General features: G+C 64.7%; 18 protein-coding genes. 6 read left to right on the plus strand and 12 right to left on the minus strand.

The genetic code is table 11. From position 1 onward, the window contains the following. Positions 1 to 33 precede the first annotated feature (33 nt). The 8 genes from ASC75_RS12065 to ASC75_RS12100 all read right to left on the minus strand — a co-directional run bounded on the left by ASC75_RS12065 (position 34) and on the right by ASC75_RS12100 (position 8,308). Positions 34 to 1,440, minus strand: a complete 1,407-nt coding sequence (locus tag ASC75_RS12065; RefSeq protein ID WP_055975066.1) for a tyrosine-type recombinase/integrase — start codon at positions 1,438 to 1,440, stop codon at positions 34 to 36. Between the two features lie 280 nt (positions 1,441 to 1,720). Beyond that, positions 1,721 to 2,611 (minus strand): DUF1684 domain-containing protein, encoded by an 891-nt coding sequence (locus tag ASC75_RS12070; RefSeq protein WP_244487813.1) that lies wholly within the window; start codon positions 2,609 to 2,611, stop codon positions 1,721 to 1,723. Positions 2,612 to 2,633: 22 nt separating this feature from the next. Continuing rightward, a complete protein-coding gene (locus tag ASC75_RS12075) occupies positions 2,634 to 3,992 on the minus strand; it encodes an acyl-CoA thioesterase/bile acid-CoA:amino acid N-acyltransferase family protein (protein ID WP_055975072.1) in 1,359 nt (452 codons plus the stop codon). A 37-nt stretch (positions 3,993 to 4,029) separates the two neighbouring features. Beyond that, positions 4,030 to 4,944 carry an Ldh family oxidoreductase gene (locus ASC75_RS12080; protein WP_055975075.1) on the minus strand — a complete coding sequence of 305 codons (915 nt, stop codon included), beginning with the start codon at positions 4,942 to 4,944 and terminating at the stop codon, positions 4,030 to 4,032. After that, a complete protein-coding gene (locus ASC75_RS12085; RefSeq protein WP_055975078.1) occupies positions 4,941 to 5,654 on the minus strand; it encodes a GntR family transcriptional regulator in 714 nt (237 codons plus the stop codon). Before ASC75_RS12085 ends, ASC75_RS12080 begins: the two co-directional genes overlap by 4 nt. A 20-nt stretch (positions 5,655 to 5,674) precedes the next feature. Continuing rightward, the gene (locus ASC75_RS12090; RefSeq protein WP_055975081.1) at positions 5,675 to 6,487 is read right to left on the minus strand and encodes an ABC transporter permease; all 813 of its coding nucleotides are present in this window, start codon (positions 6,485 to 6,487) and stop codon (positions 5,675 to 5,677) included. A gap of 1 nt (position 6,488) precedes the next feature. Beyond that, on the minus strand, positions 6,489 to 7,289 hold the full coding sequence (locus ASC75_RS12095) for an ABC transporter ATP-binding protein (RefSeq protein WP_055975084.1): 801 nt from the start codon (positions 7,287 to 7,289) through the stop codon (positions 6,489 to 6,491). Beyond that, entirely contained in the window at positions 7,289 to 8,308 is a 1,020-nt protein-coding gene (locus ASC75_RS12100; protein WP_244487814.1) for an ABC transporter substrate-binding protein, read from the minus strand. Before ASC75_RS12100 ends, ASC75_RS12095 begins: the two co-directional genes overlap by 1 nt. A 361-nt stretch (positions 8,309 to 8,669) precedes the next feature. On the opposite strand from ASC75_RS12100, the gene ASC75_RS12105 reads away from it, so the two are divergent. Then, positions 8,670 to 9,833 carry an AraC family transcriptional regulator gene (locus ASC75_RS12105; protein WP_244487815.1) on the plus strand — a complete coding sequence of 388 codons (1,164 nt, stop codon included), beginning with the start codon at positions 8,670 to 8,672 and terminating at the stop codon, positions 9,831 to 9,833. 75 nt (positions 9,834 to 9,908) lie between these two features. Here the strand turns inward: ASC75_RS12105 and ASC75_RS12110 are convergent, their stop codons facing one another. Further along, the gene (locus ASC75_RS12110) at positions 9,909 to 10,688 is read right to left on the minus strand and encodes an outer membrane protein (RefSeq protein ID WP_082496531.1); all 780 of its coding nucleotides are present in this window, start codon (positions 10,686 to 10,688) and stop codon (positions 9,909 to 9,911) included. Between the two features lie 780 nt (positions 10,689 to 11,468). On the opposite strand from ASC75_RS12110, the gene ASC75_RS12120 reads away from it, so the two are divergent. After that, positions 11,469 to 11,867, plus strand: coding sequence for a hypothetical protein (locus ASC75_RS12120; RefSeq protein ID WP_055975096.1), 399 nt, complete (start codon positions 11,469 to 11,471; stop codon positions 11,865 to 11,867). Here the strand turns inward: ASC75_RS12120 and ASC75_RS12125 are convergent. Next, positions 11,864 to 12,940, minus strand: coding sequence for a substrate-binding domain-containing protein (locus ASC75_RS12125; protein ID WP_055975099.1), 1,077 nt, complete (start codon positions 12,938 to 12,940; stop codon positions 11,864 to 11,866). The two genes, ASC75_RS12120 and ASC75_RS12125, sit on opposite strands and share 4 nt — an antisense overlap. Before the next feature lie 232 nt (positions 12,941 to 13,172). On the opposite strand from ASC75_RS12125, the gene ASC75_RS12130 reads away from it, so the two are divergent. After that, positions 13,173 to 14,627, plus strand: coding sequence for an aldehyde dehydrogenase family protein (locus ASC75_RS12130; RefSeq protein ID WP_055975101.1), 1,455 nt, complete (start codon positions 13,173 to 13,175; stop codon positions 14,625 to 14,627). Positions 14,628 to 14,740: 113 nt separating this feature from the next. Beyond that, positions 14,741 to 15,730: a methionyl-tRNA formyltransferase gene (locus ASC75_RS12135; protein WP_055975104.1), complete on the plus strand. Its 990-nt coding sequence runs from the start codon at positions 14,741 to 14,743 to the stop codon at positions 15,728 to 15,730. A 135-nt stretch (positions 15,731 to 15,865) separates the two neighbouring features. Here ASC75_RS12135 and torT read toward each other — a convergent pair whose 3' ends face one another. Beyond that, positions 15,866 to 16,948 carry a TMAO reductase system periplasmic protein TorT gene (gene torT, locus ASC75_RS12140; protein ID WP_244487816.1) on the minus strand — a complete coding sequence of 361 codons (1,083 nt, stop codon included), beginning with the start codon at positions 16,946 to 16,948 and terminating at the stop codon, positions 15,866 to 15,868. 44 nt (positions 16,949 to 16,992) lie between these two features. Between torT and torS the strand changes: the two genes are divergently transcribed. Continuing rightward, the gene (gene torS / locus ASC75_RS12145; RefSeq protein WP_055975107.1) at positions 16,993 to 19,911 is read left to right on the plus strand and encodes a TMAO reductase system sensor histidine kinase/response regulator TorS; all 2,919 of its coding nucleotides are present in this window, start codon (positions 16,993 to 16,995) and stop codon (positions 19,909 to 19,911) included. A gap of 15 nt (positions 19,912 to 19,926) precedes the next feature. Here the strand turns inward: torS and torR are convergent, their stop codons facing one another. Further along, positions 19,927 to 20,661 (minus strand): two-component system response regulator TorR, encoded by a 735-nt coding sequence (gene torR, locus ASC75_RS12150; protein WP_055975111.1) that lies wholly within the window; start codon positions 20,659 to 20,661, stop codon positions 19,927 to 19,929. Positions 20,662 to 20,873: 212 nt separating this feature from the next. On the opposite strand from torR, the gene ASC75_RS12155 reads away from it, so the two are divergent. Then, positions 20,874 to 21,800, plus strand: coding sequence for an ABC transporter substrate-binding protein (locus ASC75_RS12155; RefSeq protein WP_082496532.1), 927 nt, complete (start codon positions 20,874 to 20,876; stop codon positions 21,798 to 21,800). Positions 21,801 to 21,847: the final 47 nt, after the last annotated feature.

The following is a 21,847-nucleotide window of genomic DNA, read 5'->3' on the forward strand; positions in this document are numbered from 1 at the left end:
GCGGTCTAAGCTGGCGCTACAGGGGACGGTCTTTCATCCCGTGATGGGTGCCGTTTGGGTCTGCTTAGGCAACTTCACGGCCTCGACACAAATCACCTTCTGTGCATCGCTCGGCCCGCCCTTGTTGTAACCGCCAAAGGTCTGCCCCTTGCGTCCCACGGCGTGACCCACGACTGCCGCAACGGTCGTCTCAGGGATGCCTAGGTGCTCTGTCTGAGCGACAAACCAGCGCCGGCAGGAGTGGAAATTCACAAGACTTCTGCGCTTCCCCGGTTGCATGTCATCGACACCCAGCGCCAGTCGGTAGCGTCGGAACTGTTTGCCAAAAGCGTCACCGGGATCACGCTCGCCAGCCAACTCATGGAACAGCCAGTCCTTTGGTTTCTTGCCCTTTGTGCGGCGCTCCACGATCTCTTTCAGGTCAGTGTGTATCGGCACCGTACGAGGCGCTGAGCCGGTCTTACCGTGCTTCAGGTCAAACAGCTCGTCGTGGATGTCCTCGACCCATAGCGTTGCTACCTCAGCCAGCCTGAGCCCGGACAGACATGAGACCCGCAACATGTCCTCTATTCGCTGTTGAAACTCCGTTCCGATCTTCTTCGCCGGATAGTCGGCATAAAGGAGCGCCTTGAGTTCCTCGGTCGTGAATGGGCGTTCCTTGCTGTCCCTCTCTCCGCGCTCTACCCGCCGCTTGTTGTCCGGCAGCATCTGCCCTAGCCACGGGCTTTCGACCGCCTTGCCGTTCATGACCGCACCCGGCACATGGCCCCTGAGCGTAAGATAATCCCAGTAGCCCCGCAGTGCCGTCATGTGCTTCTTTGCGGTGCGGCGGTCCATCGGCTCAATAGCCGTCGTGACGTAGCGCCCAGCGGCCTTGCGGTCGATGTCCAGTAGCTTCAGTTCCTCCTGTTCGCACCATCGGGCGAACCGCTTCACCAACCCGCGCCGCTCGTTGGTCGTCTTGTCGGCAAGCCTGATCGCCTTCAGGTACGCCTCCAAATGCTCGTCCACGGGAACCCTTCCGGCAAATGCCGCGTCGAACTCATGCAAATCCTTGCCGCGAAGCTTCTCGGCCTCCTCTTGGGCTAGGTCTTGAGCGATGTCGTAGAGGCTGGGCTCGCCGGGGAGCGCGTCGGTGGCGTCATCGCGCACGAGGTCTGCCAGCGTCTCGCGCCAGAGAGTGCCACGCTCCCGCGCCGTTAGCGCAGCCGGACTGACCACCTTACCAGCCGCGATGTCCTTGAAGTGCTTCTGCACCTCGCGCTCAACCCGATCTCGCCGCTCCATCGCTAGCCGGATGTCACCCGTCTGAAGGTTCTCGCGATAGTGAGTCTTGGCGTCGAAATGGTGTCGGACCTTCGCCGGGATGCCGATCTTGAACCACCAGACTCTCCGCTTCAATTCAAGGTAGCGTCTGGCGCTGTTGCGTCGTTTCGGCATGAAAGACCCTCGGTTTGGCCCACGCTTTTGGCCCACGTTCCGGGGATCTATGCCACTGATTTACATTCAATTCAAGGAGTTAACCGACTCATGCGTCGATCCTCCTCAGCTCCACCAGCGGATTTTCATTTTTTCTCCTGGCACCTGACGCCCGGTGGCCGGCTATTGACCGTCTGGATCGGGCCGTAGGCCGACAGCTGGTTGCCTCCCGTCTGCTCGCGTTGAAGGTCCGCAGGTGTCCATCAGCCTGTGATGGACATCTGCGTGCGATCCGTGGGTATCAGGCCGCGCCGTTTGTTCCGGTCTGGTAGGTCATCGTGCGCGCTATGTCCTGCGCCGGACGCTTCTCGCCGGCGAGGACCTCGAAATCGAGTTGGTTCTCACGGGGGACCAGCGGACAGGTGACGAAGTTGGTGAAGGCACAGGGCAGCGCGACGGCGTAGTTGAAATCGATCCAGTCGATGCGGCTGTTTTTGTCATCGGCGAACTGCAACTCGATGACGCGGCCGGCACCATAGGTAACAGGGCCGCTGGTGCGGTCGCGAATGTGCGCGACAGGCTGCACGCCGGTCGCCGTGTCCTTGCCGATCAACTGGACGCTGTAGCTCTTGCCTTTGTGCTCGAACGTGAAGGTGCCGATGCGTGGCGTCGATTCACGCACGCCGGCTTCCACGGTTTCGGCCTCGTAGTCGGTGATCTCGGTCGGCGTGTAGATGCCGGGGACCCGCCAGGCAGGATCATAATCGAAAGCGGTGACGCCGGCGTCCTCCAGGCGCGTCGCCTCGCGCGGGTCGCGCACGCGCACGCCATAGAGGGACTGGCCGTCATGCTTGCTGCGCAGGATCGTCTCGACCTCGTTCACGCCGAAATAGACCGGCTCGCTCTTGCCGTGGCCGTAGGTCTGGTTGCGACCCGGGATGATTTCGACCGGCTCTGTCGGATACCTGCCATTCACCGTGAGGGTCGGACCGGAAGCCGGTGGCGTGAACATGACCCGGCCGTCTTCGACCGACCATGTGCCGGGCAACATGTCGAAGCTGACATCCTTGTCGTCGGCTTCGAGCCAGTACTGGGCAACCAGCGAGGTCCAGCCATAGGGGCGGAACATCGTGGCGACATGAGCGTAGCGCCATTCACGCCACTGGCCTTCCAAATGTTCTTTTGTGGGCATGTTCGTCTCCCTTTCGAAGAATTCAGCTGTCTGCTTGCGCATGGGGATTCCGGCTGGCTGCGCCTTGGCCGGCAGAACCGGCGGCCTCGCCCAGGAAGGCGAGCATGCCGCGCCAGGAGCCGTCATCGGCTCTGGTATTGCCGGAGGGCGTGCCGCCATTGGTGTAGGGCACCTTCGAGACCGGATGCAGGCGGCTAAGTTGCGTCGACGGCACGATCGGCAGGTTGATCGCGTGGCCGGCATCGTCGAAGTCGAGATGGCGGACCAGGTGAGGATGGTCATGCTTCCGCAGCGTCGAGACCACCATGCGGGAATAGAGACTGGACGGCCAGGCGCGGTCGTCGCGGCCCGAGATCAGCAGCACCGGGCCAGCGATGTTCTCGACCGGAATGCGCGCGCGCTCTGCCAGTGCTGTGTCCTTCAACCCTTCGAAGAAGACCGAGTGGTGCCGGCTGGGCGGGGTATCGCCAGCCCAGGGGTGCCAGTGCACGGCGGCATTGTCCTGCCACAGATGCGGCAGCGGAATGCCGCCCCGGGTCCAGGTCGTGCCTTGCCAGCCGCCACGGGCGGGATCGCCGGCTCCTTGAGCACCGTGGACCATGGCGCCGGGCACGAAGGCGATCACGGCGGAGACCAGATGCGGGAAGGTGGCGCCCAGCAGGAGTGCGAGTTCGCCGCCGCGCGACTGGCCGCTGACCGCAACGAAGCCGTCCTTTGGCTTCAGTTCCCGGTGCGCCCAGCGCAGGCCGGTCTCGAGATATTCGAGCGGCGTCTCGGTGATGAAGGGTGACAGGCCCGGTGCCTTGAAATAGCCGAGCGCGAAAGCCCGGTAGCCGCGCGACGCAAGAAGTGCCGCGCGCGGTTCGTTGATGCCGCCGCCCGAGCCGTTGAGCACCACCACGACCGGATGAGGGCCCGGTCCCGCCGGCGTGAACAGCGTGCCCACCAGTCCGTTCTCGCGAACTTCCCGCCGCTCCACGCCAGCTGCGGCAAATCCCTGGGCGAGCTTGCCCTCGGCCCGGACGCCATCTGCGGTTTCTGCCGTCAGCGTCGTTTGCAGGGGCTGCATGACGTCGTCGGGAAAGAGCTCGGCGCTCGTGCTGTCGACTGGTTGCTGGCCCCAGATCAGGCCCATGGCCGAGACTTCCGCATAATCGCCGCCGACGGGGGCGTCACGCTTCAGGTCGACCACGCCCTCGGCGTCGGCCATGAAGGTCGCCTGGCTCATCCAGGTAACGCCGCGTGCGCGTGCCGTACGGGCGGAAATGGCAACGAGTTCGTCGGGAGCAAGACCGGAGACGACGATCCGGCGCGGCTCATCGATCAGGCCATCGACCGGTTCGATGGAAAACACAGGTGCGGAAACTGGCTTTGTCGTCATCTGGGTCACAATCTCTGCAGGTGGAGCGCCGGCGCGATCATCGGCCCGGCTGGCCGGTCATGCGGGCGAGACAGGCGTCGAGACGCTGCGCGAAATCATCTTCCAGCACGGCTTGGGCCGACTGCCTGCCGCCGCGTGGCCAGTGACCGCCGCCATTCGTCCAGTCGCTCTTCAGCCTGGCGAGCTTGGCATTCCAATCGACACCTTCGCCGGGCCGGACGGGATCGAAGGCGAGGATGAACACGCCCCGACCCTTCGGGTCACCCCGGCCCCCGCCGGCGACACCGGCCATGAGCTCGACCACGAGCCCCAGCAGCGAGCCGACCTGGCCGCCGCGTGGCAGCAACGCTGCAACATCAGTGGCGAGGCTGGTCGGTCGTCCGTCGCCGTCCAGGGCGATCCCGTCAGGCAATGGCGTGCCGGAGGCGCGGGCATTGCGGATATCCGCCATCGTGGCGGTGCTTGTGGCGACGTCGATCACGACCCGATCGCTGCCCTGTCCCATGGCGAGTGCCAGCGGGTTGGTGCCGATAACCGGGCGGGTGCCGCCATGCGGCGCGACGAAAGGCGGCCCTTCAGCGCCAGCAATGCCGAGCAGGCCGGCATCGGCGAGATGGCGAACGAAGGGGGCGAGCCGGCCAAAACCCCTGACGCCGTGCAGGAAGACAGCGGCGATGCCGAACTGCCGGGCCGCCTCGGCCACGTCGAGCGTGGCGCTGGCGACAGCGAGCGGCGCAAAACAGGAGGAGGCATCTACCCAGCTTATGGCCTGCGGACTCGCGCCCGTCGGCACCGGGGCCGCATCGGCCGTCCACTCGTCGAGCATGGCGATGCCGAAGCGTGGCAGGCCGAGCGCATCGGCCTCGACCAGGGCCGAGGCCGCGAACTTGGCTGCCGGGCTGCCGCCCAGCGCCACGGCCAGCCGGCCGACCGCATCGGGAAATGCAATCATTCGCCCGGGCTCCGTGCTGCGGCGCCAAGCTGGATTTCATTTTCCGAGAGGTAACCCAGCGTCATCAGCCGCTCGATCAGGAATTCCCTGGCGTGCTTGATATGGGCAAACTCGATGGCGGCGGCCTTCTCGCCGTCGCCGGCTGCAATCGCATCGACGAGCGCCGTGTGCTCGTCGGAATGCTCGCCTGCCTTTACGGTGAAATCGATGGCAAAGCGCAGCAGGCGCTCGAGCTCGTCGAACAGGCTCTCCGACAGCGCAACGACTCGCTTGTTGCGGCTGCAGCGGGCGATAGCGAGGTGAAAGCGCCGCGCCACCTGTTGCATGGTGCCGATGTCCATCGGCGCGGCGTATTCCCTGACGATCTGGCGCAGCAGGGCGATTTCGGCCAGCGTGGCATAGCGTGCCGCCTGCCGCGCCGCATGCGGTCCGATCGCCGCGCGCATGTCGAGAATGTCATGCACGGCCTGGAACGTGATCGGGGCGACGCGATAGCCGCTGCGCGGCAGGATGGTCACCAGACCGTCGGCGGCGAGCTTTTGCATCGCGTCGCGCACCGGCGTCTTCGACACCTCGTATTGGCTGGCGATGGACGCCGCGTCGAGCGTCGTGCCCGGCACGATCTCGCAGCGCATGATCTCCTGGCGCAGCGCCAGGTAGATGCGCTCCGAAACCGGTGCGTGGGCGGTTGCGTCAGCCTCGACGGTCATGGCGTCTGCTCCTCAGCCCCTCAGTGCTTGGCCCAGGGCACGAAACGCCGCTCCAGCGCCTCGAGCGCGAGAATGGTGAGATAGCCCATGGCCGAGATGGCGACGATGCCGACAAACATGCGCGACACGGCAAAGGTCTGCCACGACGCCCAGATGAAGAAGCCGACGCCGCTGCGCGCGCCAAGAAACTCGGCGGCCGCGATGATGATGTAGGACGAACCGGCGGCGAGCTTAAGCCCGGTGAATACGCTCGGCAACGCCGCCGGGAAGGCGATGCGCCGGAAGATCTGCAGCCTGGTCGCGCCGGCATTCTTGGCGACGTCCATGTAGATCTGGGGCGTCTGCATCACCCCGCCCATGGTGTTGTAGAACATCAGGAAGAACACGCCGATGGCGATGACGACGAATTTCGATGCATCGCCGACGCCGAAGATCAGCAGGATCAGCGGCAGGATGGCGATCTTCGGCACGGGATAGAGCGCCGAGAAAATCGGACCCAGCAGCCGGCGAGCCGGTCGCGACAGGCCCAGGATCAGTCCCATGACGATGCCGGGCACCGCACCCATGACATAGCCGATGCCGACGCGGCGCAGCGTAGCACCTATGTGCTCGAACAGTTCGAAGCTTACGATCATGCGCCAAGCGGTGCCGGCAATCGCGCTCGGCGCCGGGAAGAAGCGCCGGTCAATCAGGTTGAACTGGCTCGACAGTTCCCACAGCAGCAACAGCAGCAGCGGGCTGAAATAGGAGGCAATGCGGAATATCCGTTCCCGGCGCGCCGGTGCCTTGAGCCGACGCCACTGTTCTTCCGTCAGAGTGGGAGTGACGCTCATCTCAGTCCCTCGCAGGCGAGGCCAGCAGACGCCAGACCTCGTAAGTCATGTCCCAGAACCGCTTGTCGCGGCGCATCTCGACAACGTCGCGCGGCCGCTCGAAGGGAACCATCAGATTGGCGACCAACGTGCCGGGACGCGGCGACATGACGAGCACACGATCGGCCAGCGTCAGCGCTTCGTCCACACTGTGGGTAATGAAGACCACGGTCTTGCCGGTCGTCTCCCATATCCGCAGCAGCTCCTGTTGCAGGACCAGGCGGGTCTGCTCGTCGAGCGCACCGAAGGGTTCGTCCATGAGCAGGATATCGCGGTCGTCGACCAGGGCGCGGGCCACCGAAACGCGCTGCTTCATGCCGCCGGAGAGCTGGTGCGGGCGGGCCTTGGCAAATTCAGTGAGGCCCGTCAGCGCCAGGAGGTCGCGCACGCGCGCTTCCTGCTCCGCGCGGGACACGCCCTTCAGGCTCAGCGGAAAGGCGATGTTCTCCGACACCGTCAGCCAGGGCAGAACGGAGGCCTCCTGGAAAACCATGGCCGGCGGGGTCGTGCTGTGCAGCTTCACCGTGCCGCCGAGCTTCTCTTCGAGATCGGCCAGGATGCGGAGTACCGTGGTCTTGCCGCAGCCGCTCGGGCCGACGATGCAGACGAATTCACCGCGCGCCACCGAGAAGCTGACATCGGAGACGGCCACGGTCACGCGGTCACCTTCGCTGTCGTAGAAGGCCTTGGTCAAATGGCTGACCTCGATGGCCGGCGGCAGCGCTTCCGCCGCAGCCGCATGCATCTCGCGCACGATTTCCATCACTTCTTGCTTGCAAGCAGGTCGTTGGCGCTCTTCAGCAGGTCGAGACGATAGACGGCGTCGATCTTGGCCTGGCCTTCATATTCGAGCGCGCCGCGCTTGCGGAAGAATTCCTCCTGCTCGCGCACCGAAGCCATGTCGATGGCGCCGTCCTCGGAACGGACGGTATAGGGGATGCCGCGCAGCGTATCGGGCTCGGTGCCGGTGTATTTCGACACGACCTCGACGACCTTGTCGTCCTTCCATCCGCCATTATCGAGCAGCCGGGCAGCCTTGAGATAGCCCGCCATGAAGCGCACCACCGCCTCCTCGTTCGCGGCGACGAAATCCTGGTTGAAGGCGATCAGGCCAAGCTCGGTGCCGAAGGTATGATCCTCGACCAGCCGGCGGCCAAACCCCTGCTTTTCGAGTTGCTGGGCGAAGGGCTCGATGCTCCACCCCGCTTCGAGGGCGCCATTGGCGAAGGCGGCTGCAGTGGCGGGGGGCGGCAGGAAGACCGCCTCGACGTCCTCGATCGTCAGCCCGCCCTTCTCCAGGGCCTTGGCGACGGAGTACATGCCAAAGCCTCCCGGGCCGGGAATGCCGACGCGCTTGCCCTTGAGGTCGGCGACGGTCCGGATCCCTGCGTCCCAGGCCGCCTGCGAGACCATGAAGGGCGATGGCGACGGAACCGTGGCCGGCATCCGGGCCAAGGTAGCGATGATCGCGACGGTTGCGCCTCGATCGAGCGCGTTGAAGAGGCTGGCGCCCCAGGTCGCGCCGCCGGCCTCGATGTTGCCGGAGGCGAGCATCTGGATGGTCTCCGCCGTGTCGCCCTTCGGCGAGAGCGTCACCTCGACGCCGAACTCATCGAAGAATCCGAACTCCTTGGCGACGAAGAACGGCGCGTAGTCGGCATAGGGCGAATAGAGGAACTCCAGCTTCGGCTGCTCTTGCGCCCAGGCCGGCAGGGCGAATGAGGACGCCAAAGCGACGGCAGCCGCGGCAGCCATGAGATCACGACGATTGATTGAAGACATGCGCGAGACTCCCCCCTCATGCACCAGTGCGGCTTTCGGGCCGGCACCAAACGATCCTGTCACTCCCGAAGCCAGGTTTTCGCCGCGGGTGAGCCGATGATCCATCGGAAAGACTGCTTACAACTGATGCATCAGATGCGCAACCTGATATTTCGATGACGTACCGCTGATCATCCACCGGCACTGGCATCCGCAACTTTCAGACTGCTGGAAATCATGAAGGATGAGGTTTTATGGCGGACATGGTCAGCGCCGGTGTGTACGCCTTGGGCGTGCTCGACGCGCAGCCGGCCCCGCCTCGGCGGGACCAACCTCGACTGACGAGGTTTGGTGGAAAGCAGAACGCGGCCGGCCAATGGTCATGACTGTGCGTCTCAACCGCTTGACCAAGCGTCCCAAGCTATTGACTGCTCCGATAGTTGCAGATCACCTCATATTGCTTGATCGGCGCTGCCGATGCAGGGGGATGAAAGAAGTCAAACCGGGGCTTGGAGCGACCATGGCAACGCCACAGCGACAGGAATGGCCATTTCCGCCTGGCGCGGAGTGCTTCGCCGCCTGGAAGAAGGCGATTTCTCTGCTTGTCGACTGCTCCTTGCCCGAGGACGCCGACCCCGCGCTTTTTGATTTCCATGGCTCCAGCTGGCAGCTTCCGGGTGCCTTTCTGCACGTGAGCGGCGGCTCGGCGATGGCGATGTCGCGGACGCAACAGGTCATCGACGAGCGGCCGACGCCGCATATGGTGTTGTTCATGGTCCTGTCGGGACGGGTGACGAGCAATTACGACGGACTGGTCCAGGAGCATGAGCCCGGAGACATCGTCGTCGTCGACTATTCGTTGCCGTACGAGAGCCAGACTTCAGGCTTCGAGGCCATCACGCTGACATTCGACAAGGCCAGCGTGCCGGCCGAGCTTCAGAACAACGCGCATGGTCTCGTGCTGACGGCAAACGACCCCACCGGCGCCATGTTGGGAACCCAGATCAAGGCGTTGGCGGAGCACATCGACGGGCTCAGCGTCCACCAGGGCCAGGTGACGGTCGACGGCATCCTGCAATTTGCCGCGGCCGCCTATGCCACCCCGACGACGCGGGAGAGGCGCGACAGGCGCTTCCTCTTCCAGCGCGCGTCATCGACCGCGCGACAGAGCCTGTCCGATCCCGACTTCGGCCCGGATGAGCTGGTCAACGCCCTGGGTGTCTCCCGATCGAAGCTGTTCCGCCTGTTCGAGCCGTATGGCGGCGTTCAGCGCTGGATGCTCGCCGAGCGGCTGAGGGGCAGCTTGCAGAGCATCCTGCGCTCGACACCGGACCACAAGATTGCCGCCATCGCCCGCAATCATGGATTTCGCAGCGAGGCCCACTTCAGCCGCGCCTTCCACAAGCGATATCAGATCAGCCCGAGTTCCGTCCGCACCCTCGCCGGAGAATCAATGCGGATGGCGACATACGAGACCATGCTGAGGCACGGCGGTGGCAACGGAGGAGCAATCGTCGAAGCCTGGCTCGCGGCGGCCCGCGCCTGAGATGCGCGAGCTGCGGACGGTCGTGCCAAACTAAAGGCGGCCTGAAGGCCGCCTCGTCATCTCCTGCGACCCGGCTCAGAACTTGTAGTTCAGGCCGGTCTTGAGCGTATGGAAGGCGGTATTCATTTCGATCCGATCTCCAGTGAACATGAGATTCGTCGACTTCAGGCTGCCGAGATCGACATAAAGATATTCGGTCTTCAGCGTGATGTCGCTGGTGATGCCATGTTCGACGCCGGCGCCGGCGGTCCAGCCCAGACTGGTGTCGCTGAGCGATTCGTTGTAGCCGTCGCTAGTTTGGTCGGAATACGCAATCCTGCCATAGGCGGCGCCGCCCGTGCCGTAGAACAGGACATTGTCCTGGGTGTAACCGAGGCGGCCGCGCAGCGTCCCGAACCAGTCGATCTGGATCGCATAGTTAGAGCTGTAGTCGTCAGTCGTCTCGCTGTGCTCGGCCTTGATCCCGGACAAGGAGAAGTCTGCTTCAACGCCAGCCATCCAGTTGGGAGCGATCTGGTGGTTGTACCCAACCTGGACACCGCCGAAACCACCGAACGCCCGGTCGCTGGCGAAGTAGCCGATCGGGCCAACCTCGGTGGCGATGACGTAGGAATTGTCAAACTCGCCACCGCCGATGCCGCCTGCCACGCCGATATAGAAGCCGCTCCAGTCACGGGCGAAGCGTTCCTCAACCGGCGCCGGCACCGGCTCGCTGAGGACATCGGCGGCTTGCGCCGAAGCTTGCCCCAGGAAAAAGATGGCGGAAATCGCAGTAATTCTGGAAGGATTTTTCAAAACAGGCCCCAAGATTTGCAAGTGAGAACACGAATGATCTCTACATGAGACGGCGGCCATCTACCTTGACCGACCGTCTCATCTTGATGACCGGACGTCCCAATGTGCCCGGCGGCTCGGTTCCGGGCAGTGACACCGCCATCCGGCGGTGCGAAACCTTCGGCGGCAGTTCACCGAATGCTCTGCCGGTGGCTGGCGCGCGCAATGTATGCTTCTTGCGTTGCGCCAGCCTCTTTCACGCTGTCCAGGCGTTTGATCGAGCCGGCACCATCCACCCGCCAAACTCATGACCGACCGTCTCATCTTGATGACCGAACGTCCCAATGTGCTTGGCAGCGCTCCTCGGGGCAGTGACAGCTCGGTCGAGTTCGCCGACAGATATTCTGGGTTCTGGCCGCAAGCCTGCTTGCCATGCGCAACGACCGGCAGGTCAGGACCGTCGCGGAACGTTGGAGCGAGCGCCAGGGAGGGTACGAGCATGCCAGACGAAGCAGTTCAGATGCAGCAGATCGGGGAAGTGCTGGCGGAGCAGCCTGCCCCCGGACACTCCTCGTATCTGGGACAGGTGATCGGCAGGGCATGGGCTCGTCTCACGGCGGCTGGCCCACGCCGACAGCAGTCGCCGCGGCCGGATGGCCTGGAAGCATTTGATATGCTCGGCGGCTGGAAGGGGTCCGATGCCCGGCAGCGCATCCCCTGAAAGTCCGCGTCTACGTTATCCGACGCCGATGACTGAACATCCGGCCTGAACCGGCAGAGCGACTTTCGGCGCACCGAACGCTCCCGGAGGCGCACTGCGCCTGTATTGGCTGCCTGAAAACTGAACATTTCGAGGGGAAAATGCCCAGCATTGCCAAGATGTATTTTATGACTGCGATCTTTTTTCTGGTCGCTGGAATTCTGGTCGGCCTGCAGATGTCGATCGCTCATGACTACGCCGCAACTGGCGCGCACGCGCATATCAACCTGCTCGGCTGGGTAACCATGTCCATCTTCGGCACGTTCCACGCGCTCAACCCGCGCGGAGCCGCAACCCGTTTGGCCAGGGCGCAGTACTATGTCTACACCGGCGGTGTGATTGTGATGACGCTCGCTCTCTATTTGCTCCTGACCGGCAACCCTTCACTGGAGCCGGTTGTTGCCGTCTCATCCCTTGTGGTTTTCGTTGGCGTGCTGATGTTCGCCGCGATCATTTTTCGCGCCCGCGCAGGCCAGGTCGACCCGCTCGCACAAACCTAGTCCGCCGTCCGGAACACCTCGCGCACGGTCTTGATCGCGCCGGCGTCGTTGACGCGGTAGCCGGGCAGTTGCGAGATCGCCGCGTGGAACTCTTCGCCGCGCATGATCGACAGCACGCGCTTGATGGCGTCGAGTTCGAGGATCTCCTTGCGGCAGACGAAGAAGTAGTCCTCGGTCACCAGCCGGACGAAGTCGAGATCGAACTGCCGCGCCGCAGCCTCGACGCCGAAGGCAACGTCCGCCATGCCGCTGGCCACATAGGCCGCAACGGCGGCATGGGTGAATTCGGCGTGCTCGTAGCCATTGATGCGGGAGCTGTCGATGTGGTGCTGGGCCAGCAGGTGACCGAGCAGCATCCGCGTGCCGGAATCCGGGTCGCGGTTGACGAAGCGGATCTGCGGATCGAGCAGGCGCTCGAGCGATGTGATGCCGAGCGGGTTTCCGCGCGCTACCATCAGCCCCATTTCCCGCGTCACGAAGCCGATGACACGGTGCGCGCTCGGCGTCAGCCAGCCCTTGCTCGCCGCGATGGCGCGCTTGCGCAACTCGCCCTGCGGCAGGTGCATGCCGGCAAGGTCGCAGCCGTCATGCGCCAGCGAGGCCAGCGAATTCTGGTTGCTGACATAACGGAAATCGACCCCGATGTCGGGCTCGCGGCTGAGCAGTTCCCTCAGCTTCGGCACCGCGAAGCCATGGCTGGCATGCACCCGCAGGATCAGCGGCCCATGTGGCAGCAACTGGTTGATTTCGGTCTCCAACTCCTGCGACAGGTTTTGCAGCAGCGGTCCGAGCCGCGCCTCCAGCCTCTGGCCGGCCCACACCAACTTGTCGCCGAACGGCGTCAGGCTGGTGCCGCTGCCCTGCTTGCGCACCACCAGAGGCGTGTCGAAAAAGGCCGACCATTTCTCGATCAAATTCCAGGCGTGGCGGTACGAAACGCCGGCGAGATCGGCAGCCTTGGTGATTTTGCCGCTCGACCGTATCTCGGCCAGGAAACCGAGCATGATCTGCATGGATTGTGAATCCGCACTGCGCCTGAAACGCCAGACGGGATCGATCTCGATACGGATCATCGCAACCTCCCAACCGCTGCAGCCAAATAAGATATGACTTTCATATCATATCTTGTCGGGTTCCAAACCGGCAGTCGGGATCATGTCTCAGGCCAAAAAGTTAGGCAACATATATCTTATTCCCATGGGAAAATATCTTTCCTACGGTGAGATCAGTCTCCCGGCGGTGGTTGGAGGAATCGATGCTCCGATCGGGAAATAGGAAATAAAGTTCATATGTGGAGGATGACCCGTGGTATACGCCTTTTCCGACTGGACCCAGAAGCTGTTGATTGACGGCAAGCGGGTCGACGCGCTTTCCGGCCGCACCTTCGACACGCTCGACCCCTCGACAGGCAACGTCATCGCCAGGATCGCCGAGGCCGACGCCGCCGATGTCGACGTTGCCGTACGCTCCGCCCGCGCCGCCTTCGAGGGCGAATGGGGCCGGATGCGCGCCAGCGAGCGCGGCCTGCTGATGCTCAAGCTGGCCGAGCTGATCCGCCAGAACGAGGACGAGCTGGTCAACCTGGAAAGCCTCGACAGCGGCAAGCCGGTGTCGGCCATCCGCCGCCAGGACCTGCCGGCGGTCATAGACACGCTGGTCTACTATGCCGGCATGGCCGACAAGATAAACGGCCAGGTCATCCCGGCGCGCCAGGACGCGCTGACCTACACCGTGCGCGAGCCCCTCGGCGTCGTCGGCGCCATCATCCCGTGGAACTTCCCGCTGATGATCGGCATGTGGAAGATCGCGCCGGCGCTGGCCTGCGGCTGCACCGTGGTGCTGAAGCCGGCCGAGATCACGCCGCTCACGGCGCTGCGCATCGGCGAACTGGCACTCGAGGCCGGCTTCCCCGCCGGCACGCTCAATGTCGTGCCGGGCTTCGGCAAGATCGCCGGACAGGCGATCGTCGACCATCCCGACATCGACAAGGTCACCTTCACCGGCTCGCCCGTCGTCGGCCGCCAGATCCTGCAGGGTGCCGCCAGCAACCTGAAGCGGGTTACGCTGGAACTCGGCGGCAAGTCGGCCAACATCATCTTCCCCGACGCCGACCTCGACGCCGCGGTCAAGGCAGCCGGTGCCGGCATCTTCTTCAACACCGGCCAGGTCTGCTCGGCGGGGTCGCGCATCCTCGCCCATGAATCCGTCTATGACGAGGTCGTCGAGCGCCTGGCAGCGCGTGCCGCGTCCACCCGCATCGGCGACCCGCGCGAGACCTCGACCGCCATGGGCCCGTTGGTCTCGGAAGTGCAGATGAAGCGCGTGCTCGACTACATCGAGATCGGCAAGAAGGAAGGCGCTGCCCTGGTCGCCGGCGGCAGCCGCCATGGCGACACCGGCTACTACGTCCAGCCGACCGTCTTTGCCGGCGTCGAACACGAGATGCGCATCTCGCAGGAAGAGATTTTCGGCCCGGTCGCCACCGTCATCAGGTTCAAGGACGACGACGATGCCCTGCGCATCGCCAACGGCACCGTCTACAGCCTCGCCGCAGGCGTCTGGACCGGCGACATCGCCCGGGCCCATCGCTTCACCCGGCGCCTGAAGGCCGGAACCGTGTGGGTCAACACCTACGGCCCGACAGACATCAGGTTGCCATGGGGCGGCGCCCGCGATTCCGGCTTCGGCCGCGAGCATGGCGACATGGCGATCGAGAATTTCACCGAGCCCAAGGTCGTCTGGATCAACACCGGCCGCTGACACGGCGCCTCGCCTGAGGGCGGGGCGCTCCCCAATCCCTGAGGAAATCCGGCAGCCCTGTCCACGGCAGGGACCGGAGAAGCTTTGCCAAGATTCTGGAGGAGTACAGCATCATGCGAATTGCAATCATCGGACAGCAGGCATTCGGACAGAGCGTGTTGGAGGCGTTCCTGGCGCGCGGCGATGAGGTCGCCGGCGTCTTCTGTGCGCCGGAAAAGACGGGCGCCAGGCCAGACCCGCTGCGGCTTGCGGCGGAAAAGGCCGGCCTGAAGGTGTTTCAGCTTCCGAGCCTCAAGGGCGAGGCGGCGGAAAACGCGCTGCGCGCGCTCGATGTCGATCTCGCCGTCATGGCCTATGTGCTGCAGTTCGCACCGCAGGCTTTCGTCAACATCCCCCGGCACGGCACCATCCAGTACCACCCCTCGCTGCTGCCCAGGTACCGCGGCCCGAGCTCCATCAACTGGCCGCTGATCAAGGGCGACACCGAGACCGGCCTCACCATCTTCCGCCCGACCGACGGCCTCGACGAGGGCCCGGTGATCCTGCAGAAGACGGTCGGCATCGGTCCCGACGACACGCTCGGCAGTGTCTATTTCGACTGGCTGTTCCCGCTCGGCGTCGACGCCATGCTGGAGGCGGCGGACCTGGTCGTCGCGGGCAAGCACAGCGAAACCGAGCAGGACGAGAGCCAGGCCTCCTACGAGGGCTGGTGCAAGGACGGCGAAGCCAGGATCAACTGGAGCGCCCACATCGACGCCGTGCACAATCTCATCCGAGGCTGCGACCCCGCGCCGGGCGCATGGACCACGGTCAACGGCACCAAGGTGCGGCTGTTCGAGGCGCGCAAGCATCTCGTTCGCCGGTTCGAGGATGTCACCGGCAAGCCCGGCGAGATCGTCTCGATCGGCGAGCGCAGCATCGGCATATCGGTGCAGGGTGGCGTGGTGGAGATCTTCAAGGTCCGCACCGAAGCCGGCCAGAAGCTTTCCGGCGCAGGCCTCGCCGAAGCCTTCGGCCTGAAGCCGGGCATGAAGCTCGGCACCGACGCACCGGCACCAGCGCAGGCCCCTGTGCCAACGAAGACAGCCGAACCGGTCGGCTGAACATTCCCCCCGCGTCGGCCGAGGCCGACCATCCTCCCGCGAAGCCGCCGAGCAATCGGCGGCTTTTGCTCTGGGCCGCTCCGCGACGCTTCCGCCGACGATCGCTTCCTTTGACTGCTACGCGGTCACGCCGTCTCACTTGACCTGGAAGGTAGGCTTGAACCAGGCCGGCGCCAGGCTTCGCTCGAGGTCGAGCGACTGCACATTGGTCCGGTCGACGATCTCGACCGGCGGGCCGACATGGCGATAGCGCAGCGTACCTTCGATCGCCCGGATCGCCTGGTCGATGGCGATGCGGCCCTGCAGTGGCGGCGAGTCGGTCGGCGCGGCGACGACCTTGCCACGGTTGATTTCGCGGAAGGTGCCGTGGGTGAAATAGTCAGCCAGGATCCGTACCTGGTTTGCCCGCCCCTGCGCCCTTAGGATACTGACCGCGGCGTCGGCCGTCGGCGCGCTGCCGACGATGTAGTCGATGTTGGGCTGCGTCTCGAGCAGTTCCTCGATCAGCAGCAACTGGATCTCCACGCCCGTGTCGCCCCATTTGACGGCTGCAATCTCGGCCGAGCTCTGCTTCAGCGCATCCCGGAAACCAGCTTCGACGAACTTGACCCAGCCGGCCCCCTTGGGACCTGGAAACCAAGCCACCCTGACCGGCATGGTCCCGGCCGGGTGAAGGCGGGCAAGATAGGCGCCGATCGACCGGCCCATCTCCTCCCACGAAACCCCCGACTTTGCCGTGATGCCGGCGTCGTCGATGTCGTTGACCGAGGCTATGACCGGGATGCGGCGGGCGATTTCCTTGATCGTCGGCGTCAGCCCCTCATAGGACACGGTCCCGACGATCAGGGCGTCGGCGGTGGCGCTGCAGGTCCGGATCTGCTCGATCTGGCGGTCGAGATTGGGGTAGCCTCCGGCCTCTACGACGGTCAGCCTCACGCCCGCCGAACGCGCCTGCTCGACCATGCCGTAGTTGACGCTGACCCAGTAAGAATCCTTGAGATGCGGATAGGAAGCGCAGATGCGCCAGGCTTTCGCGGCCTTCGCCACCGGCTGGTAGTCGATCGTCGTCGCCGGCCGGGAATAGCCGAACGGCTCCGCCCACGCGTTGAGCTTCCATGTGCCGGCGACATCCTCGGCCATGGCCTGCTGGCCGCAACCAAGCGCCAGGAAGACGGCGGCGAGGAAGCTGAAGCGATCAGGGCGTGCCGGCAATTTCATCGGCGCAAGCTAGACAGCTTACGCCGGCAGCGCAAATATGGACCATGCTTCATCGTTTCGGCATCGGCGGAAGGCTGTTCCTCGCCTTCCTGTGCATCACGGGATTGTCGCTGTCGTCGGGCATCGCCAGCTGGCTGATCCTGCGCAACATCGCCGACGCCCAGGCCGTGGTGAACGCCCAGGCGCTGCCCGCGGTGGCGGCAACCCAGCACACCGCCGAACTGAGCGCGAAGCTGATCGCCACCGCCCCCGCCCTTGCCGCCGTGCGTTCGCCCGACGAATTGCTGGCCGAGCAAGGCAAGCTCTCGACGCTGTCGCAGGAACTCGTCAAGTCGCTGACCGAGGTCAGGCGGTTGTCGATCGATCCCCGGCTCGTCGAGGAATTTGCCGGCTCGGTCGAAAAGATGCTCGCCAACCTCAAGCAGAACAACGAGCTGGTGCGGCAGCGGCTGGACGAGGACAAGGCCTACCGCGAGGGCGCCGAAGCGGCGGCAACAGCTGCCCAGTCGATCCTGCTGCTGTCCGAGACCTTGATCTCCAATGCATCTGCCGGTGCCTCGGCGGTGACGGCCAATCTCTACGGCCTGATCGGCGATCCCGCGCGCCGGGAAGACGCCTACACCGCCGTCGACCGGCTGATCGAGCACGACATCTATCTGATGGAGCGCATGTACGAGCTGCGCCACCGCAGTGCGCAGGTCAGCCTGCTGATCAACCGGCTCGGCCGGGCGGAGTCGCGTTCCGAAATCAGCGAGATCAGCGGCATCTTCCAGGACCACATGAAGGTCATCCGCCGCCGCATCCTGAGCATCGACGATCCGGTGCGGCGCAAGCAGGGTGTCGCCTTCTTCAGCGCCATCGAGGCGGCCGCCGGCGAGGTGCCGGTTTCGGGCTCCATCTTCGGCCGCCGCCAGCAGGTCATCGACCTCGCCGACAGGCTCGACGCCATGGCCCAGGCCAATCGCGATCTCGCCGTGACCCAGAACCAGGTCGCCCGCGACATCCTCGATCGCTCCGACGAGTTCGCCAGGACGACGGCCGACCGCGCCGACGACGCCGTCCGCATCGGCGTCATCGTGCTCGTCGTGACCCTGCTCGGCGCCATCCTCGCTTCGGGGGCGATCGTCTGGCTCTATGTCGAGCGCAACCTTGTCCGCCGGCTGAGCGGCTTGTCGCGCGCCATGCAGCGGCTGACCGCAGGCGATCTCGATGTCACAGTCACCGATACCGGCGACGACGAACTGCGCACCATGGCGGTCGCCGTCAACCAGTTCCGCGACGAGTCGCGCCGCCGCCTCGAACTGGAGCAGGAGCGCGAACGCATCACCGACGAACTCCGGCGCCACCGCGAGGAACTTCAGCAACTGGTCGAGGAGCAGACCGAGCAGATCAGGCAGGTCAACACCCGCCTGCGCCAGGAGGCGATCGATCACGACCAGGCGCGAGCGCGAGCCGAACAGGCAAGCAGCGCCAAGTCGGCATTCCTCGCCACCATGAGCCACGAGATACGGACGCCGATGACCGGCATGCTCGGCATGATGCGCCTGCTGGCCGACACCCGGCTCGGCCCGAGGCAGCGCGAGCACCTTTCGGTGGCGGCGAATTCGGGCGAGGCGCTGCTCGGCATCCTCAACGCCATCCTCGACTACTCCAAGGTCGAGTCGGGCAATGTCGCCGTCGAGAAGGTCGACTTCGACCTGTCGAAGCTGGTCACCGGCGTCGTCGCCTTCATGCGCCCGATGGCGACGGAAAAGGGCCTCGACCTGTGGCTCGAAATCGACCCGAAGCTGGCGCCTGCCTTTAGCGCCGACGCCGGCAAGATCCGCCAGGTCCTGTTCAACCTGGTCAGCAACGCGATCAAGTTCACCGAGCAGGGCCATGTCCGGGTCAAGGTAACGGTCGCCGCCGGCGCCAGCCAGGCGCAAACGGTGCGTCTCGCCGTTTCGGACACCGGCATCGGCATTTCGCCGAAGCGCCAGGAAGACATCTTCCAGGCCTTTACCCAGATGGACGCCTCGATCACCCGACGCTTTGGCGGCACCGGACTGGGGCTGGCGATCAGCCGCGAATACGCCCGGCTCATGGGCGCCGATCTCTCGGTCAGTTCGCGCCAGGGCGCAGGCAGCATCTTCACGCTGGAGGTGCCATTGCGGAGGGCCGCCATCGAGGCCGGCCTACCCGCCGTCAAAAGCCGCCGCTCGCGCAAGGCCGCTGCCTCGCCGCGCAACATCCTGCTGGTCGAAGACGACGACGCCACCCGGCTGGTCTCGACCACGTTGCTGTCCCAGGCCGGCCACCGTGTGAAGGCGGTAAGCTCAGGCTATCTTGCCTTGGAAGCCATCGCCGACTTCCGGCCCGACATCCTGGTGATGGATGTCAGCCTGCCCGGCATCGACGGCATCGAGACGATGAAGCGGCTGCGCGCCGCGCTCTCGGCGCCCGACCTCCCCGTCGTTGCGATGTCGGCGCATGTGTTCAGGTCGGACATCGATCGCTATCTCGACTCGGGCGTCGATGCCTTCGTGGCAAAACCCATCGTCCACGAACAGCTGCTCGACGCGGTGGCGGCACTTGCCGGCCGCCCGGCCTCGGCCGCAAAACCCATCGCCGCCTTCGACGCCGCCGCCGGCCAGGCCGATCTCGACGCACTCGGCCCCGAGACAGTGCGGCGGCTGCACCGCATCGCCCATGACAGCCTGCCCGGACGCTTCAAGTCGATGCACGATGCGCTGGAAGCCGGCGACCGAAAGACCATCGGCGACCTCGCCCATGCGACGCGAAGCTCGGCCGGCTCGCTCGGTTTTCCGCGCCTGCTGCAGGCGGCCGCGGCGCTCGAAGCAGCGGCGGCCGACGAACCCGTCGCCGGGCTGAAGCGCAGGGTCAAGGACTGCGAGGCGGCCTTTGCCGAGGGCACGAAGCAATGGCAGACGTTGCTGGAGGCCGACCCGGCGCATTCGGCCTGACGACAGGCCCTGGCCTCAGAAGCTTGCCGACGCGCGCACCATCTGGTGTGCATCCGGCGCGAAGAAATAACCCTCGCCATGGGCGGTGACGATGATGCGCGGCGTGCGCGGATTGTCGTTCAGCTTCTGCCGCAGCCGTCTGACCAGCACATCGACCGTGCGGTCGCTGGCGTCCCATTCGCGCCGCGAGATCTCGTGCAGCAGGCGTTCGCGCGACAGCACCTGTCCCGGATTGGCGGTCAGCACCGATAAGAGCTTGAATTCGGCGCCGGTCAACTCGATGAAAGTGCCGTCGTCAGCCTGCAGTGTGCGCCGCGCCACCTCCAGCGTCCAGCCGTAGAAATGGCGAGTGCCCGAGGCCACGGGGGCCAGCCGTCCCTTGCCGACGCGGCGCAAAAGGCCCTTGACACGGGCCAGCAGCTCGCGATGTTCCACCGGCTTGGTGACATAGTCGTCGGCGCCGATCTCGAGCCCAACGATGCGGTCCACCGTGTCGGTCCGGCCGGTGACCAGGATGATGCCAACGTCGGAGCGTTCGCGCTGCTCGCGGGTCAGCTTGAGGCCGTCCTCGCCGGGCAGATTGATGTCGATCATCAGCAGGTCGGCCGGATGCCTGCCCATGATGGCCCGCATCTGCTCGCCGTCGCCCGCCTCGCTGACCTTGTAGCCCTCGGCCAGGAAGTAGCCGGCAAGCTTCGCCCGCGTGACCGGGTCGTCCTCGACGATCACGATGTGGTGCTGAGCCCGCATGCCATCTTATCCTCCCAAGCCCTGATTAACATCTTTTCACAAGTCAGACCACGACTTTTACACCCCGCCCGACACCGGTTCACTTCTCACGGCTATGTTTGCTGGGCTGGAGTGGAAACAGGTCCACAGAGACCGACCTCCGCATCCCGTGGGAACAATCGCAACACAAAGGAAAGGGAGGTTCAATGAGGAATTTCACGAAGTCCGCAACTATGGCCACGATTCTGGCTTTTGCGACGGGCACGGCATTTGCCGAGGATTCCACTGACCCCATCAAGATCCCGACGCACAACTGGTCGAGCCAGATCGTCGGCGCCCACATCGTCGGCAAGCTGCTCGAAAAGGGCGGCGCCAAGGTCGAATACGTTTCCGCCGACAGCCAGGTCGTCTACACCGCGCTCTGCGAAGGCGACGTCAGCCTCGTGCATGAAGTCTGGGAAGGCGCCTTCGGCGTCGCTTTCCAGAAGGTGGTCAAGGAAGGTTGCGTCGTCGATGCGGCCACCCACGACGCCAAGACACGCGAGGAATGGTGGTACCCGACCTATGTCGAGGAAGTCTGCCCCGGCCTGCCGGCATGGGAAGCGCTGAATGCCTGCGCCGACAAGTTCGCCACCGCCGAAACCTCGCCGAAAGGCCGCTTCCTCGGCGGTCCGGTCGACTGGCTGAAACATGACTCCGAACGCGTCGAAGCCCTCGCCATGAATTTCGAGGTCGTCAACGCCGGTTCGGCTGCAGCCCTCTGGGCGGAGCTCGATTCCGCCGTCAAGCGCAAGGAGCCGATCGTCCTGTTCAACTGGACGCCGAACTTCGTCGAAGCGCTGTACGACGGCAAGTTCGTCGAATTCCCGGCCTTCGACCCCAAGTGCAAGGACGATCCGGCCTGGGGCAGCAACAAGGACCTGAGCTACGACTGCGGCAACCCGAAGGACGGCTACCTGAAGATCGCCGCCTGGAAGGAATTCCCGACCAAGTGGCCCAAGGCCTACGCCATCCTGCAGAAGATCAACTTCTCCAACATGGACATCGCGGTTCAGGCAAAGCTTGCCGACATCGACAACATGGAGCCCGAGCAGGCCGCCGACAAATGGCTGGCCGACAACGAGGCTCGCTGGAAGGCCTGGCTGGGTTCCGCCAGCTAACCCTGCACCAAACGACATCGCGTGGTGAAAGTGGCGCTTGCAGCAGC

This window comes from Aminobacter sp. DSM 101952, from assembly GCF_001424795.1.
Classification (GTDB): domain Bacteria; phylum Pseudomonadota; class Alphaproteobacteria; order Rhizobiales; family Rhizobiaceae; genus Aminobacter; species Aminobacter aganoensis.